The sequence below is a fragment of the Bacillus massiliglaciei genome (genome assembly GCF_900098925.1).
GTDB lineage: Bacteria > Bacillota > Bacilli > Bacillales > DSM-1321 > Peribacillus > Peribacillus massiliglaciei.
Genome location: NZ_LT622354.1, coordinates 1 through 16,059, shown reverse-complemented (window position 1 = coordinate 16,059; position 16,059 = coordinate 1). Strand labels below are relative to the sequence as shown.

Here is a 16,059-nt window from a genome sequence, read left to right as displayed (position 1 = left end):
ATTTCCGTTATTTGTTGGCCCTTATTTACTTATCGTATTTTTTTCCCTGTAAAAAGGTGAAAAGCAGCTGTTCGAAAGACTTTTTTAGGAGGTGCCAAATTGGCGTTACAAATTAAAGATGTAACAAAGAAGTTCGGTGATTTTACTGCAGTAAACAATCTCAACCTGACAATTCCTGAGAATGAAATGTTTGGTTTTTTGGGCGGGAATGGAGCCGGAAAAACAACTACATTCCGTATGATTCTCGGCCTTCTCGAACCGACAGAAGGAAGCATTGCCTGGAATGGAGAGAAAATTGATTATTCCACAAGCGCTTCGATCGGATATCTGCCTGAGGAACGCGGATTGTATCCGAAGCTGAAGGTCCGTGACCAAATCGTTTATCTGGCCAGGCTGCGGGGCATGAATAAGCAGGATGCCCTCACAGAATTGGAATACTGGCTGGATCGGTTTAAAGTTCCGGAATACTTAGAGAAACGCGTCGAAGAATTATCGAAAGGAAACCAGCAAAAGATTCAGCTGATCAGTGCCATGATCCACAAGCCGAAGCTTCTGATTTTGGACGAGCCGTTCAGCGGACTGGATCCTCTCAATGTAGAGATGCTGAAAAAAGCCGTGATTGATCTCCGGGATGCCGGAACAACAATCGTCTTTTCCAGCCACCGCATGGAGCATGTCGAGGAAATGTGTGAGCATTTATGCATTATGCATCGCGGTGCCCCTGTTGTAGCCGGGAAACTGAAGGATATTAAACGCTCCTTCGGGAAAAAGAATGTGTCCATCCGTGCCGATTTCGATTTATCCTTTTTGGATACCTATCCCGGTGTAACCAAAGTGAAAACAACGCCGGAAGGCAAGCTTCTTCAGGTGACCGGAGAAGATGTGGCAGCCAGTATCATTCAGGATTTAGTTCCGCGCGGATTTGTCCGGAAATTTGAACTGGAAGAGCCTTCATTGAATGACATATTCATTGAGAAAGTAGGTGCGGCATATGAATAAGTTCTGGATTGTCCTGTCACATACCTACATGTCCAAGCTAAAAACAAAATCGTTCATTATCTCAACAGCCATTATTCTTGCTCTTATTCTTGTCATGAGCAATATTTCCAAACTGATTGATTCCTTCGGCGGTGATGATGAAACGAAAATTGCTGTCATCGACCATAGCGGAGAAAATTTATTCGCGGCCTATCAAGCAGAAGCCAATGCAATGAAAACAGAGACAGAGCTGCTTCAAGCTGCTTCTGAAAAAGAAGCGGAAAAGCTGATCAGAGATGAAAAGATTGACGGTTACCTGCTGATGGAAGGCAATGCGGAAGAAGGCATCCGCGGCACATACAAAGCGAATCAAATTTCCGATACAACGACGAGTGATGAGCTGCTTCTCGTTCTGACTCAGCTGAAAAGCAGAATGGCAGCTGAAAAAATGAATCTCACTTCTGAACAAATGGCTGAATTGAACACGCCTCCTGCATTTCAAACAGTCGCCTTAGAAAAGAATGCGAAAACGGAAGAAGATCTAAATCAAGCCCGCGGGCTTGTCTATGTGCTCCTCTTCGTCATTTACTTTGGGGTGTTAATGTACGCTTCTATGATTGCGATGGAGGTTGCAACGGAGAAGACCTCCAGAGTGATGGAAATCCTTATTTCCAGCGTACCGCCTATCACTCAAATGTTTGCGAAGATTATCGGAATCGCCCTGCTCAGTCTTACCCAGATGATTTTGTTTTTTGCTGTCGGCTATTTTTCCATCAGGTCAAATCTCAGCGACATGAATGAAGGTTTCTTCTCCTTTTTCGGTTTCGGAAGTACGAACGCCTCTACCATTGTGTATGCGATTGTCTTTTCTTTGCTGGGCTATTTCCTTTATGCCACCCTTGCTGCCTGCCTCGGATCGGTTGTCAGCCGGATTGAAGATGTACAGCAGATGATATCGCCGATGACCATGCTTGTGGTTGTTGCCTTCATGCTCGCCATGTTTGGCCTGAGCAACCCATCGGCTCCTTATATTACGGTAACATCGTTCATTCCATTCTTCAGTCCGATGATCATGTTCATGCGTGTCGGCATGCTGCAGGTCCCATTCTGGGAAGTTGCTTTAAGTATCGGTATCCTGCTTGCAACGATTATTCTTCTTGGCATAATTGGTGCACGGGTTTACCGCGGCGGTGTACTTATGTATGGAAGCGCCAAAACATTCAAGAGTCTGAAAAGAGCTTTACAGCTTTCTAAAAAAGACCGTTAATAAATTGCCCCATCTTGCTCATATCCACAAACAAATTCCGGAAAGCCCCTCCTCTGATATGGAGGGGCTCAGACTGTAGACAAACTCGAAATTCGAGTTTGCCTACAGTCTTTTTTCTTTTAAAATAATAGTAATAGTTTTTGAAATAGTGTTAGTTGATTTTCGTTTCGGCGGTCGCTTTCCGCGGGCGTGGCCCAATCCTCCTCGTCGCTTTGCTCCTGCGGGGTATCGGCCTTCACGCTTTCCCCGCAGGAGTCGCCGCCTACACTACAATCTACTCCTTTCTAAATAAATGTCTGAGGTGAATGGATATGATAACAAAAAATCAAATAAGTGAACGTGATCAAATGGAAATGATTACAATAGAGCAACTTGTACCACAGGATCATTAAAAAATTGTCCATGCAGGCGATGCTTACTTTTGCTGCTATGAATTTAAAGAAGCTTGCCAATTGAACATGGCAAGCTTCGGCTATGGTCTAAAATAGAATACTCGAAGAGCATTTTGCTTAAAATCAGACCATAAAATACCTAAGAAAATCTCAAAAAGACAAAAGGCCTTCAGAATGAGACCATTCTGAAGGCCTTTTGTCGACAATCTGAGCCCCTCCGCTGATAGGAGGGGCTTTTTTGGGGAAACAGACTTATTTCAGACGAAAAAAATGTCTTGGGCGGGGTTTTCTGGGATCCCGGTAGCCTCCATTGATTTGATGCCCTACAGAGAGAGCAATAACCACGGCTGCAAATAACAAGATCAGTTTCTTCACTTCTATCTCTTCTTTCTAAAAAATATATACGATCGTACACCTGAAAGACTGCTGTATCAAGGGATTTATAAAGATGTCGAAAAATTGTCACATTAACAGACAGTCTTCAGAGGAGCCTTAGTTGTTTCTGCTCAGCAGCTTATAATACCCGAAGCAAAGCACCAAGAGTCCCGCTCCTAACAGGATGCTTCCACAAGCTAGAAAACTATTCGTATATCCACTGATGACCTTTATATAAAGGGAAGTATCCGCCTCTCCTTCTCTGCTTAGCCAATTCTCTCCAAGTGATATCCCGAACCGCACACTAAAAAACAGGAGAAATACGCCAAGCAAACTTTTTAATAAACCTACTGTCATGAATAATCGTGCATTCTCTTTTGTCACAAACGGTTCTCCTTCCATGTTCCATTACATCCGGATTCCTCAATTGGAATAATCTCCTATCTAAAGTTTACCACAGGGGACAAGATTGGCTGAGAAGAAAAAAAAGGAAGAACCGACGGCGTCAGCTCTTCCTTTTCATAGTTTGCCAGTTACATTCTTTTTTATTTAAAAACAGGTTCTTTAAATTGTGCCAGCTTTTCAAGTGAACTCTGCTGTACATCCTGGTGAAGGCTGTTTCCATGAGAATCCATAGTGACAACAGCTGTGAAGCCTTCAACATTCAAATGCCACATGGCTTCCGGAATGCCAAACTCAGTGAAATTCACACCATCGACAGATTTAATACAGTCCGCATAATATTGAGCTGCACCGCCGATCGCATTCAGGTAAACACCGCCATGCTCTTCCAGGGCCGCAAGCGTTTTAGGACCCATGCCGCCTTTGCCAATCACAGCCCTGATTCCAAAACGCTTCATGATGTCGCCTTGGTATGGTTCTTCACGGATACTGGTTGTCGGACCAGCCGCTTTGACATACCATTTGCCCTCTTCATCCTTCAGCATGACCGGTCCGCAGTGATAAATAATTTGTCCGTCAAGATCGATCGGTGCATCATGTTCAGACAAATGCTTATGAATGGCATCACGGCCTGTATACATTCTTCCGTTAATATGGACAACGTCGCCGACCTTCAATTCACGGATTTGTTCTTCCGTAATGGGTGCCTGAAGCACGACTTCACGAGGCGCTTCCGCTTCCGCTTCGCTTTCAATAGCTGCTGCAATTTCAGCCTTCGCCTTTGCTTCTTTTGCTGCTTCCAAAGCAAAATCAATCTTCTCGCCTTCCTGATACAGCCATTCCTGTATCGCGCCTGTTTCAGGATCGATTTTCACGCCAAGACGGCGGAATGACCAGCAATTGTAGGCAACCGATACGAAGAAACTCGCAGGAATCCGGTGCATGACCCCAATTTTACAGCCAAGAAGCGTTGTTTCCCCGCCAAAGCCCATTGTGCCGATGCCAAGTTCGTTCGCATGCTCCATAATATATTCTTCAAGCTTGCGAAGATCTTCATTCGGGTTCACATCTTCACTATTGCGGAAAAGCTGTTCTTTCGCTAGATCATACCCGGAAGAACGGTCTCCCCCAATTCCGACACCAATGAAACCGGCGCTGCAGCCCTGTCCCTGTGCCTGATAGACAGAATGAAGAATACATTTGCGCACGCCATCCAAATCACGCCCGGCTTTTCCGAGACCTTCAAGCTCTGTCGGCAGACTGTATTGGATGTTTTTATTCTCACAGCCGCCGCCTTTTAAAATTAACCGTACATCTATATAGTCTTTTTCCCATTGTTCGAATTTCATGACCGGAAGTCCGACGCCCAGGTTATCCCCGCTGTTTACCCCTGTTAAGGAATCAACAGCATTTGGACGGAGTTTGCCGCCTTTTGTTGCCAGTATGATCGCATTGCGGATAGCCTCTTTCATTTCCAGTTGGTTGACGCCAACAGGTGTCTTGATCTTAAAAGTAGGCAGTCCTGTATCCTGACAGATTGGCGAAACATTGTCATCAGCCATTGTGATATTATTCGTGATGGTAGCCAGGCTCAGTGCTGAACGAGTTCCCGCATTTTCCCGTGCTTTCGCCCCCTTGATCGCACGGCGCACATCCTTCGGCAAATTCGTAGAAGTCTCCACAACTAAGCTGTACATACTCTCCTGGAATTTTGCAATATCCATGATTTCTCCCCCTCTTATTCCCTGGTGATTCTCTGGCATGATGCCTTTATCCCTTAAGCACTGCCGTCCCTTTTATCGGCTTTCCTGCTTGGCACATTGCCTTCATTTAATACTGGTTAATGCTCCTATAATCTTTTTAAAAAATTCAAAAAAGACTAGCTCAATCATTATACATCTATACCACGCATTCGAAAAGTACCATATATTTCTTCCTTAAAAAGGAAAATGCTTTGGATTCCTGTTCCAAACTGGATACTGCTGAAGAAAATGAATACTTTTCCTCATAAAAAAAGCCCCCGGTTCACTGGGAGCCCTGTTTGCAGGGAAGATGGCACCTTGCATTCATCTCGCTTAAGACCTAAATCATCTGCTTATCTTTCGGATCGGAAATGCCTTCTGCTTTCTTCTTAGGCTTTTTTTGAAAGAAAATTTCCCGAATGGAAGCCGCTGCAATAAAAAGCATTCCCGCTCCGCACCAAATGAATGTCAGCCAATGATAAAATTGAAACGCCGGCAAATGACATATGGCTGTCCCCCTCTATAAATGTTGTACAGTATGATCCGGCTGATATTCCTTCAGCTGTGAGAAATTATATTTCTTCTTGGTAAATGGCAAACCGAGCAAGATCACAGCAAAGGGCAAGGCAAGGGATAATATATTCCCGATAAACCAATTGAGTTCATCGTCTGTAATCATAAAGTATGCTGTTAATCCTCCCGCTAACATAATAAAGCCACCTTTTGATTCAGCCTTGGCGACCACAGACCGAAAATAAGAGAAGCGGTCGGCGCCGCGAACAGGATTCCGCTGAGTCCGTACCTCCAGCCTGCAGGTCCGAAAAAGTTTAATGCATCCGGGTTATGCTGCGGATGGCTCGTATCTGTCACCGCATTCAGCATTCCTTCATACATATTTTCTAACCCAATTGCTTTCACAATCAATGGAATCGTTACAAAAATGACAATCATAATGACAAAAAATTGAAAAACTGAATTATAAATGGACCCTTTTAATCCGGCCATGGCAATAAAGCTTGAAAAGAGAATCGCAGACAGGAAGGCCACGATTTTATAATGTAAATAAAACGTATATTCAAACGCATACGCCATTCCGACCGCCAGCATGACACATACAACAACACCGAACACCAGATAAATATTGGCCGAACCGCTCACGAATAAACTCCACGAAGGTTTTCGTCTTCGGCATAATTTTCCGGAGCCTCAGTGCAATCGGAATAAAAATGATAAACGGCACAACAGCGCCCCATGCATAATTGAAGCCGCCATTGATTCCGTACCAGACACTTGCTTCAGAAGAGGCCATGATCGTTCCGGTCCAAATCCAGGCGACACAAACACTCGCGGCTACCAGCCCAAACGGCACCTTCCGGCCGGCTGTTAATAAGTCATCCACATTTTGTGCCGAATCCTTTTTATTAATGACCGCCGATATCAAAGTCAGTATGATGGTAAAACCAATAATGCCATACCCCATAAGCGCACTGTTCATTTTGCGGATGGCTCCTCTCGTCCTTCGAGCTGGTATAATCGCGAATCACGGCGGTCATTTAAGTAATAAAAGGCTGCTCTCGCTTCCTTGATTTGATTCAAATCAATGTCCGTATAATACTGGCCCTCTTCTCCATCGCCAAAGATCAGCAATTCCCCAAATGGGCTGGATGCCGCACTTTCCCCGAAAAAATGGGTTTGTTCTTCTATGCCGATTCGATTGGCAGTTGCTACAAAAATTTGGTTTTCTAACGCACGGCTTTGTATGTATATTTTTTGAGAATGCTCAAGCGGCGTCATATTGGCGGTAGGAGCCAGGATAATTTCAGCGCCTTTTCGAGCCAGTGTCCTGGCCGTTTCCGGAAATTCTGTATCATAGCAAATCATGATCCCTATCATGCCAAGCTCTGTTTTCCAGACAGGAAAATTGTCCCCCGGTGTAAAATACTTATTCTCTTCATCCCAAAGATGCACCTTTTGATAAGTGCCAAGCACTTCCCCGTGACGGTCAATCAAGACTGCCGAATTATAAATCCTTCCATCTTTCTTCTCAGGAAAGCCGGCGGCGATCATTATATTATATTGTTTAGCCCATCCCTTCAGTCTGGAAATGCTTTCGCCGTGCAGATCTTCGGCCATTTCAAGCGTATTCTCTCTTGTGAAATAACCCGTTAACGCGAGTTCCGGAAATAAAATGATGTCACAGTTTTTGGCGGATGCTTCCTTTATATATCTGTACATAGATTTTAAGTTTTCCTCTTTGTTTAAAAGCACCGGCTGGAATTGCGCTAATGACAGCTTCATGACTGCTCCCCCTCAGAAAGTATTAGACCTATTTTACAGAATAGTTTGTCATTTAGGTATAGACATACTGTCTAACAGTCATAAAACAGCCTGGACATTATGTAAAAAAGCCCGCAGCCATATCGGCGCGGACTTCTATTTTCCCGTTCTTTTTCATATCCTGATCAGGACTCGCTTCTTTTTTTAAACTGTTCTACCTTCACTTCAATGTCATCAATCATCTCGATCAGCCTGTCGATATCTTCTAGTTCCGCTGTTTCAGGCTCGATTCGGTCGATGACCTCCATAAATAATGTCAGGCGGTCCTTCAGATAGGTTAATTGATCGTCTTTATTTTGGATGGATTTGCCCATGATGCACGCTCCCTTTTCATTCTATTTACAAGGGTACCGAATAAACGGAAGTTATGCAATGTTCAAATTCCCTTCATTGCATTATTTGTCCCTTTTGTTCATAATGGGTTAATGCAAGTATTAGTAAGGAGTCTTTTACAATGATAAATGAACAAACCATAACACCTATCAGTCCCAAACACGACCCTTGGGAAGCATATATGGACGTCGAACAATATGGAAAAATGACACTGACCAATGTCGAATTCACTACAACCACTCTTTGTAACATGCGCTGCGAACATTGTGCGGTTGGTTATACCCTGCAACCGAAAGATCCAGATGCACTGCCATTGGAGCTGCTGACACAGCGCCTTGATGAAATCCCGCATCTTCGTTCACTGAGCATCACGGGCGGAGAACCGATGCTGTCCAGGAAATCGGTTAAAAATTATGTACTGCCCCTGCTCAAGTATGCCCGGAGCCGCGGCGTCCGCACTCAGATCAATTCCAATCTGACACTGGACCTGGAACGATATGAAGAGATTATCCCCTATCTGGATGTTCTTCACATTTCTCATAACTGGGGAACCATTGATGAATTCATCGATACAGGATTTGCAATGATGGAAAGAAAACCGACCCGCGAACAAAGAAGAAAGTTATTCGACCGGATCATTGAGAATTCCCGGGCCTTAACGGCCGCCGGCGTATTGGTTTCCGCAGAAACGATGCTGAACAAGCGGACATTGCCCCATCTTGCTCATATCCACAAACAAATTGTGGAGGAAATGGGCTGTCAGCGGCACGAGGTGCACCCGATGTACCCGTCCGATTTTGCATCAGCCTTGGAAACTCTCTCACTGGAGCAGATGCGGAAGGCGATCCACGATCTCCTCGATATTAGAGATCAAAATGTCTGGATGCTGTTCGGCACCCTTCCATTTTATCCATGCAGCAATAATGCGGAGGATCTGGCTCTGTTAAAAAGGCTTCGCACCGAAAAGAATGTGACCGTCCGCAACGACCCGGACGGCCGCTCCCGGTTGAATGTCAATATTTTCACAGGGGACGTTATCGTTACAGACTTTGGTGATGCTCCTTCTCTCGGGAACATCAAAGAACGTCCTTTGACCGATTCCTATCAGACATGGATGGACTCACGCCTTGCTAAAGAGCTGAACTGCCATTGTCCTTCTGTCAAATGTCTCGGACCCAATGTCCTTGTAAAAAATGCGTACTATCCAAATACCGATTTCCAGATTCGAAAAACAAACATCTAAAGAAAAACTCGCCGCTTTGGCGAGTTTTTTTCGTTTCCCAGTCGGCTCTTTCCTTTTTCCGGTAAGCCTTATCTCGGCAGCTGGGATGTCGTAAAGCTGAATGCCAGGTGATCCTGCACAGGAATCCAGGCTCCAATGCCTTGGGATGTGACATTTTTTATTAAAAGAGCGCGCTTGGAACCGCGCAGGTTCAAGTAAACTTCTCCATATGTGACTTTGCCTTTCTCATTGACGGCAGAGGCATAGCTGTAAAGATACCCAAGCCGTTTCGGCGGAATATTGTAGACCTGATCTTTCTTTGTGCCGCTGCCGACTATTGTTTCAAAGGCAAGCGGCAAATTTGTTTTTTCAGTGGCTTTAAGCAGCATCATTTTCTGGACATCATCGGCCGCTGGAATTTTGGCAGTCAGTCCGCCGCGGACGGTTTTTTGACTTTCCTGTACATAGTGAAGCTTATGCGGAGAAATGCCTCCCCGATTATCAAAGAAATTGGTGTTTATTTTTTGATATTCCCAGTTTGGGGCTGTCTCTGTCGATTCGTAATTCAGTGCCCAATGCCCAAGATAAATCGTTGCTTTATTGCCCAGGAAAGAAAGGGGCGACTTCGAAATCGCCGATTCATTCAGCATATGAACCAATTCAGGGTTTTCGATTTTAATGTCTGCCGTTTCAAGCAGCTGCTTGGCAAGCTTGCTTGGCTGAAGCAGCGGCAGATCTTGAGTTGGGTTTGGATACGTATTCTCTTTTGCTATATTCAGGACAGACGGCGGCACCGTCATTTTGGCTGAAGTTACTTTTTCCTGAACAGACTTGGCTGACAGGACATTTTCAGAATGAAGGAGAGATAAAACAAGAATAACACTAACCATAAATAGACGTTTCATGCTGTTGGCTCCTTTCAGAAAAAACATCATTTTTTTATAGATTCTGTTAAGCCCCCCTTTTCTATTCATGGCAGAAAAGAGAAGCAGAGCCGAATTTTGTAACTATTTTGTAAATATCTGAATATTTACAAAACTTATTATTTGTTATATACTTCAGATATCCACTTTAAAAGGAGGCGAAATCGTTCACCGTTTTATCATTATAAGGGGGTATGCGTATAAGCCCAGCCAGACGGACAAACGGAAAAAGGATGACCGAAATCGCTGACACGGCCTATCAATGGAAAGGATGTGACATTCTCTAGAATTAATTTCTTCAATTTCAAGTAAAACTGCTTCTTTTAAAATAGTTAAAATTGTAAAATTGATGATTAATTTTGGATTAACGTGTATGCAAAATAATAAAGCCAAATAAAAATGACTCTGCATCATTCAGAAGCAGAGTCATTTTTTATGCCTTATAAGAGATAGAACCCAATTCCCATAATAAAGTAGGCAGCAAGCAGTGTGAGTCCTTCAAACCAGTTCGTTTCCCCATCATTCGAAATCATGACCATCAGGAAGACAGCCGTCACCATGGAGATCAGCTCCGGAAGTGTGAACACAAGCGGCATGGAAACCGGGAAGAACAAGGATACCAGCACAAGTACCGGCGCTACGAACATCGCGACTTGCAAGGTAGACCCGATTGCAATTTCAACCGCAACATCCATTTTATTTTTGTAGGCCATGATGATGGCAGATGCATGCTCGGCTGCATTACCGACGATGGCAACGATGATGACCCCGATGAACAGCTCAGACCACCCAAGAGTCTCACCCACTTCATGAAAGGTATGGACGAGTTTTTCCGATACATAAGCAACAGCAAGTGTAGCCCCTGCCAGAACGGCCATTGCCTTCTTCTTTCCCCATTCCGGCACTTCTTCTTCATGTGGATTCTCCGCATCCGCTGCAGGCTGATAAACCCCGCGATGTGTTACAAGCTTAAAGAACAGAGCAGCTAAGTATAGGATAATCATGATAATGGAGATGCCGATGCTCAAAGACATGGTGGACGTTTCGGCCATATTCTGTGTGAACACTTCCGGTATGACGAAGGCGACCACTACCGCGAATATGAGCAGCCCAGCGTTATGCCTGGCATCATAGACGTTGAATTTCTGACGTTTGTATTTAGTCCCTCCTATGAAAAAGGACAGCCCCGCTACAAGCAGCAGGTTACCTAGTACCGATCCGGTTAAGGACGCAAGCACAACGCCGATCAAACCGGCCTGTAATGAGAAGATGGCAATGATCAGCTCGACTGCGTTTCCGAATGTTGCATTCAGAAGTCCGCCAATTCTCGGTCCCATAACAACAGCCAAACTTTCAGTTGCCCTTCCCATGAAACTCGATAACGCAATAATGGTTAAGCAGTAAATGGCAAACATCAGAATGCCTGACCAATGAAGGAATGAGCCAATGACAGACAAAGGAATTCCTATAATTACAAGTGCCAAGAATATTTTATTGGCCATGTTTCCTCACCTTTCTATATAGAGCATCTGAACTCATGCTCCTTTAAAATAATATGTATACAGCAATGTTTATTTTACGGCGCAGCGGCTAAATACACAAGCTGTAAAATGCCTATCATTTCCCGCCCCCTTCCTTTTCAAACTTTCCCCAAATACTTCTTGCCTAATCCTTCCTGCCCCATTTACTATAAAAAGGTATGGCTCCAGACCTTCACACTTTACCCTGCTTTTACATCATTTAATGCATTAATAGGAGAAAATCATGAATCAAAAATGGCTGATAGGAATTTTAGTTTGCCTCGTCGGTATTTCCGGCTTTTCGCAAGGAATGCTTCTGCCGGTTATCGCCGTCATATTCGAACATGACGGAATCAGTTCTTCATTAAACGGACTGCATGCCACATCGATCTATTTAGGGGTCCTGATTGCCTCCCCTTTAATGGAAGCCCCGCTCCGCAAATTCGGCTATAAACCGATGATCTTAATAGGCGGCTTGACCGTTATCATTGCACTGGCGTTATTCCCCATAGGAAAATCCTTCTGGTTTTGGTTTGTCCTCCGGCTGCTGATCGGAATCGGCGACCATATGCTGCACTTCTCAACCCAGACATGGATTACCGCCGCCACTCCTTTGTCAAAACGGGGGCGGAATATTGCCATTTACGGATTATTTTTCAGCATGGGCTTCATGGCAGGTCCATTGATGACAAAGCTGCTGGAAGTGAATGAAGCACTTCCCTTTTTTATGACCTCAGCACTCAGCCTGATCATGTGGATGACGATTCTTTTTCTAAAAAATGAAAGACCGGCGGCGGAATTGGATGCACCGAAGGATTCCCTCTCCCAAACGCTGAAACGATTCAAGAGAGCAAGCCGCTATGCCTGGGCTGCCTTCCTCCCTCCGTTCGCCTACGGTGTGCTGGAAGCTTCCCTGAACAGTAACTTTCCGGTTCTTGCCCTGCGGTCGGGATTGGAACTGACGGCTGTATCCATCATTCTTCCCGCTTTTTCCTTCGGAACCTTATTCACACAAATACCGCTGGGGATGCTGAGTGACAAATATGGACGGCGCAACATTTTGCTTTTCGTTCTTACTGCAGGGATGCTTATATTTACAGGTGCCGGCTTTCTCCATTCTTCATCCATCGGCCTGTTTATCTGCTTTCTGTTAGCCGGGGCAATGGTCGGTTCTACCTTTTCTCTCGGAATCAGCTATATGGCTGACCTGCTTCCAGACTCCCTGCTTCCGTCTGGAAACCTGTTATGCGGGATTTTCTTCAGTCTTGGGAGCATTATTGGCCCATTCTTAGGCGGGCTGGCCATCCAATATCTGAATGGCGGCAGTATGTTCTTTATGATTGGGATCTTGCTGCTGCTGATTATCTTCGCCCTCCTATCTTTTAAAGAAAAGAAACTTCAGGCATCCCTTTAAAACGGATGCCCATCTCAATTTAAAATTTTTACTAGATTAGAATCATTATTGTTTAAAAAGAATACAATATGTGGTATTATTTAAACATGAACAAAAGGTAGAAAAAATCAATAGCAATCATACTTGTTTTCATCGCTGTCACTTCATTCAAGTGGCAGCTTTACAAATTTTATGGGGAATGAAGATGAGTATCTTTCTCAATTAGATAAGGTTTAATTGATAATGGATATCAATAGGAGGGAAAACGAATGGCAACAGATACAAAACAAATGAGACAGGCAGCCCCTGCCTTTGAAGCTACTTTCTTTGAAAAAATAAAACCGCATATCGAATTAATTGCAGCCTTGCTGAGCGGGGTTTTGATCCTGGCAGGCTGGCTCCTTGACAAGAACGGCTTGGGTACTGCTTCGATCATCATCTATATAAGCGCTTTTGTGATCGGCGGTTTCGCCAAGGCAAAAGAAGGAATCGAGGATACGATAGAAGATAAACAGCTGAACGTAGAAATGCTGATGATTTTAGCAGCGATCGGGTCAGCGATCATCGGCTATTGGACAGAGGGCGCAGTCCTGATCTTCATCTTTGCTCTCAGCGGAGCGCTTGAAACCTATACAATGAACAAAAGCCATAAAGAGATTTCTGCGCTGATGAACCTTCAGCCGGAAGAGGCTCTCAGAATAACGAACGGCTATGAAGAAACAGTGCCGGTATCCCAGCTTATCGTCGGAGATACCATTTTGGTCAAACCGGGAGAACGCGTCCCATCTGACGGAACGATTACAGAAGGACAGACAACACTCGACCAGGCTGCAATCACCGGTGAATCTCTTCCTGTCAGCAAGACCGCAGGTGATGAAGTGTTTGCCGGAACTGTTAACTTACGGGGCACGATTTCAGTTGAAATCACGAAGCCGAACAGTGAAACGCTTTTCCAAAAAATTATTACACTCGTGCAATCCGCACAAAGTGAAAGGTCCCCTTCCCAGCTGTTCATTGAACGGTTTGAAGGAATGTATGTCAAGATTGTATTAGCTGTGGTGGCGCTGATGATGTTTGTGCCGCACTTTGTCCTCGGCTGGAGCTGGACAGAGACCTTTTACCGGGCCATGATCCTGCTCGTTGTCGCTTCACCGTGTGCCCTTGTCGCTTCGATTATGCCGGCGACATTGTCGGCCATTTCCAACGGAGCACGCCGCGGGATCTTGTTTAAAGGCGGCGTCCATCTTGAAAACCTTGGGAACTTGGAAGCTATTGCTCTGGATAAAACTGGGACCCTGACAAAAGGAAAACCTGAAGTAACCGATGTAATCATCCGGAAAGATCTATCAGAAGAAGAATTTCTTTTTCATATTGCATCTGTGGAAAACTATTCGAACCACCCATTGGCCTCTGCCATTGTCCGGTATGCCAAAACTAAGCTGGACCGCAATCTGATCAAACCTCAAGACATGGAGGATATTTCCGGTTTCGGTGTCAGAGCTCTATTCGGTGGAATGGAGTGGAAAGTAGGCAGGGCCGAATTCGTCGGCCAGGAGGATGCTCAACAATTTATGGGCGGGATTGCTTCTTCCTTAGCCGCTGAAGGCAAAACCATTGTATATGCACGCGATGAAAAAGGAATTGCCGGTCTTCTCACCCTTAAAGATGTGATTCGCCAGGAAACGATTGGAGCCATCGAAGCTTTGAAAAAGGAAGGCATTTATACAGTGATGCTGACCGGTGACGGAGAACGCACAGCTAATTCCATTGCCGCACAAAGCCATATCGATGCCTATATTGCGGAGTGTCTCCCTGAAACAAAAGTCGAAGAAATAAAAAAGCTGAAAGAAAAATTTGGGACAGTCGCGATGGTTGGCGACGGCATCAATGATGCACCTGCCCTGGCGACAGCATCTGTCGGCATTGCAATGGGAGAAGGAACCGATGTGGCCTTGGAAACAGCCGATGTTGTTCTTATGAAGAACAATCTGCCGCGGATTGCCGAAGCAGTCAAACTGTCGAAGAAAATGAACCGGATTATCAAACAGAATGTCATCTTCTCGATTGCCGTTATCATGATTTTGATTTGTTCCAACTTCCTGCAATTTCTTGATCTGCCATTTGGCGTGATCGGACATGAAGGAAGTACCATTCTTGTCATCCTTAACAGTCTTCGCCTGCTAAGAGGCTGAATCTAAAAAAGCGGATCACATTTACTGTGATCCGCTTCAGACTGTAGACAAACTCGAAATTTCGAGTTTGCCTACAGTCTTTTTTCTTTTAAAATAATAGTAATAGTTTTTAAAATAGTGTTAGTTGATTTTCGTTTCGGCGGACGCTTTCCGCGGGCGTGGCCCAATCCTCCTCGTCGCTTTGCTCCTGTGGGGTATCGGCCTTCACGCTTTTCCCACAGGAGTCGCCGCCTACTCTACAATCAACTCCTTCTAAATAAATGTCTGAGGTGAATGGATATGATGTCGAGAAATCAAATAAGTGAACGTGATCAAATTGAAATGATTACAATAGAACAACTTGTACCACAGGATCATCTGGTCAGAAAGCTTGAATCAGCTATTGATTTTTCTTTCATCTATCCACTAGTTGAATCACTGTATTCAACACTAGGTCGACCTAGCGTTGATCCAGTCGTATTAATTAAAATGACATTTATTCAATATGTATTTGGAATTCGTTCAATGCGTCAAACCATAAGAGAAATTGAAACGAATATGGCCTATCGCTGGTTTTTAGGGTTTGGATTTCATTCAGAAGTACCGCACTTTTCCACCTTCGGTAAAAATTATGAACGTCGTTTCCAAGATACTGATATCTTTGAACAGATTTTCTATCGAATTCTTAAAGAAATTGCAGATAAAGGACTACTAAGTGCTGACCATGTCTTCATCGATTCAACACATGTTAAAGCAAGCGCGAATAAACGTAAATTCGAAAAGAAGATAGTTCGTAAAGAGACTCGGGCATATGAAGCTAAACTTCAAGAAGAATTGAATCAAGATCGAGTTGATCATGGGAAGAAACCATTCCCACCAGATAAATTTGAAAAAGAAGAAGTTAAGGAGATTAAAGAGAGTACAACAGATCCTGAAAGTGGCTATTATGTAAAAGATGAAAGAACGAAACAGTTTGCTTATTCATTCCATGCGGCTGCGGACCG

16 protein-coding genes are annotated in these 16,059 nt (G+C 44.4%); 6 read left to right on the top strand and 10 right to left on the bottom strand.

Going from position 1 to position 16,059, the window contains the following annotated elements; all coding sequences use genetic code 11:
* Positions 1-99: 99 nt before the first annotated feature.
* Together BQ4305_RS03060 and BQ4305_RS03055 are read left to right on the top strand one after the other, a co-directional pair.
* Complete coding sequence (locus tag BQ4305_RS03060) at positions 100-999, top strand: ABC transporter ATP-binding protein (protein ID WP_110926418.1); 900 nt, start codon at positions 100-102, stop codon at positions 997-999.
* The gene (locus BQ4305_RS03055) at positions 992-2,245 is read left to right on the top strand and encodes an ABC transporter permease (protein ID WP_110926417.1); all 1,254 of its coding nucleotides are present in this window, start codon (positions 992-994) and stop codon (positions 2,243-2,245) included. The genes BQ4305_RS03060 and BQ4305_RS03055 overlap by 8 nt, the downstream gene beginning before the upstream one ends.
* Before the next feature lie 884 nt (positions 2,246-3,129).
* Here the strand turns inward: BQ4305_RS03055 and BQ4305_RS03050 are convergent.
* The 8 genes from BQ4305_RS03050 to BQ4305_RS03030 form a co-directional block, all read right to left on the bottom strand.
* Positions 3,130-3,396: a hypothetical protein gene (locus BQ4305_RS03050; RefSeq protein ID WP_199880532.1), complete on the bottom strand. Its 267-nt coding sequence runs from the start codon at positions 3,394-3,396 to the stop codon at positions 3,130-3,132.
* 161 nt (positions 3,397-3,557) lie between these two features.
* Positions 3,558-5,138, bottom strand: a complete 1,581-nt coding sequence (locus tag BQ4305_RS03045) for a fumarate hydratase (RefSeq protein WP_110926415.1) — start codon at positions 5,136-5,138, stop codon at positions 3,558-3,560.
* Positions 5,139-5,496: 358 nt separating this feature from the next.
* On the bottom strand, positions 5,497-5,655 hold the full coding sequence (locus BQ4305_RS21230; RefSeq protein ID WP_199880531.1) for a hypothetical protein: 159 nt from the start codon (positions 5,653-5,655) through the stop codon (positions 5,497-5,499).
* A gap of 21 nt (positions 5,656-5,676) precedes the next feature.
* A complete protein-coding gene (locus tag BQ4305_RS21785) occupies positions 5,677-5,865 on the bottom strand; it encodes a hypothetical protein (RefSeq protein WP_234396858.1) in 189 nt (62 codons plus the stop codon).
* On the bottom strand, positions 5,859-6,314 hold the full coding sequence (locus BQ4305_RS21780; protein ID WP_234396857.1) for a hypothetical protein: 456 nt from the start codon (positions 6,312-6,314) through the stop codon (positions 5,859-5,861). Before BQ4305_RS21780 ends, BQ4305_RS21785 begins: the two co-directional genes overlap by 7 nt.
* Positions 6,232-6,651, bottom strand: coding sequence for an SLC5/6 family protein (locus BQ4305_RS21775; RefSeq protein WP_234396856.1), 420 nt, complete (start codon positions 6,649-6,651; stop codon positions 6,232-6,234). The genes BQ4305_RS21780 and BQ4305_RS21775 overlap by 83 nt, the downstream gene beginning before the upstream one ends.
* Complete coding sequence (locus BQ4305_RS03035) at positions 6,648-7,454, bottom strand: carbon-nitrogen hydrolase family protein (protein WP_110926414.1); 807 nt, start codon at positions 7,452-7,454, stop codon at positions 6,648-6,650. Before BQ4305_RS03035 ends, BQ4305_RS21775 begins: the two co-directional genes overlap by 4 nt.
* Positions 7,455-7,618: 164 nt before the next feature.
* Positions 7,619-7,807, bottom strand: a complete 189-nt coding sequence (locus tag BQ4305_RS03030) for an SE1561 family protein (RefSeq protein ID WP_110926413.1) — start codon at positions 7,805-7,807, stop codon at positions 7,619-7,621.
* Positions 7,808-7,947: 140 nt separating this feature from the next.
* On the opposite strand from BQ4305_RS03030, the gene yfkAB reads away from it, so the two are divergent.
* Positions 7,948-9,069 carry a radical SAM/CxCxxxxC motif protein YfkAB gene (yfkAB, locus tag BQ4305_RS03025; RefSeq protein WP_110926412.1) on the top strand — a complete coding sequence of 374 codons (1,122 nt, stop codon included), beginning with the start codon at positions 7,948-7,950 and terminating at the stop codon, positions 9,067-9,069.
* Between the two features lie 68 nt (positions 9,070-9,137).
* On the opposite strand, the gene BQ4305_RS03020 is transcribed toward yfkAB, so the two are convergent.
* Both BQ4305_RS03020 and cax read right to left on the bottom strand, forming a co-directional pair.
* A complete protein-coding gene (locus BQ4305_RS03020; protein WP_110926510.1) occupies positions 9,138-9,953 on the bottom strand; it encodes a YfkD famly protein in 816 nt (271 codons plus the stop codon).
* 458 nt (positions 9,954-10,411) lie between these two features.
* Positions 10,412-11,473 (bottom strand): calcium/proton exchanger, encoded by a 1,062-nt coding sequence (cax, locus tag BQ4305_RS03015; protein WP_110926411.1) that lies wholly within the window; start codon positions 11,471-11,473, stop codon positions 10,412-10,414.
* Between the two features lie 262 nt (positions 11,474-11,735).
* Here cax and BQ4305_RS03010 point away from each other — a divergent pair, with 262 nt between their 5' ends.
* The 3 genes from BQ4305_RS03010 to BQ4305_RS03000 form a co-directional block, all read left to right on the top strand.
* The gene (locus tag BQ4305_RS03010) at positions 11,736-12,905 is read left to right on the top strand and encodes an MFS transporter (RefSeq protein WP_110926410.1); all 1,170 of its coding nucleotides are present in this window, start codon (positions 11,736-11,738) and stop codon (positions 12,903-12,905) included.
* Between the two features lie 248 nt (positions 12,906-13,153).
* Positions 13,154-15,076: a heavy metal translocating P-type ATPase gene (locus BQ4305_RS03005; RefSeq protein WP_110926409.1), complete on the top strand. Its 1,923-nt coding sequence runs from the start codon at positions 13,154-13,156 to the stop codon at positions 15,074-15,076.
* A 279-nt stretch (positions 15,077-15,355) separates the two neighbouring features.
* Positions 15,356-16,059, top strand: a 704-nt coding sequence (locus BQ4305_RS03000) for a transposase (protein WP_199880530.1), incomplete at its 3' end; no start/stop codon positions are given.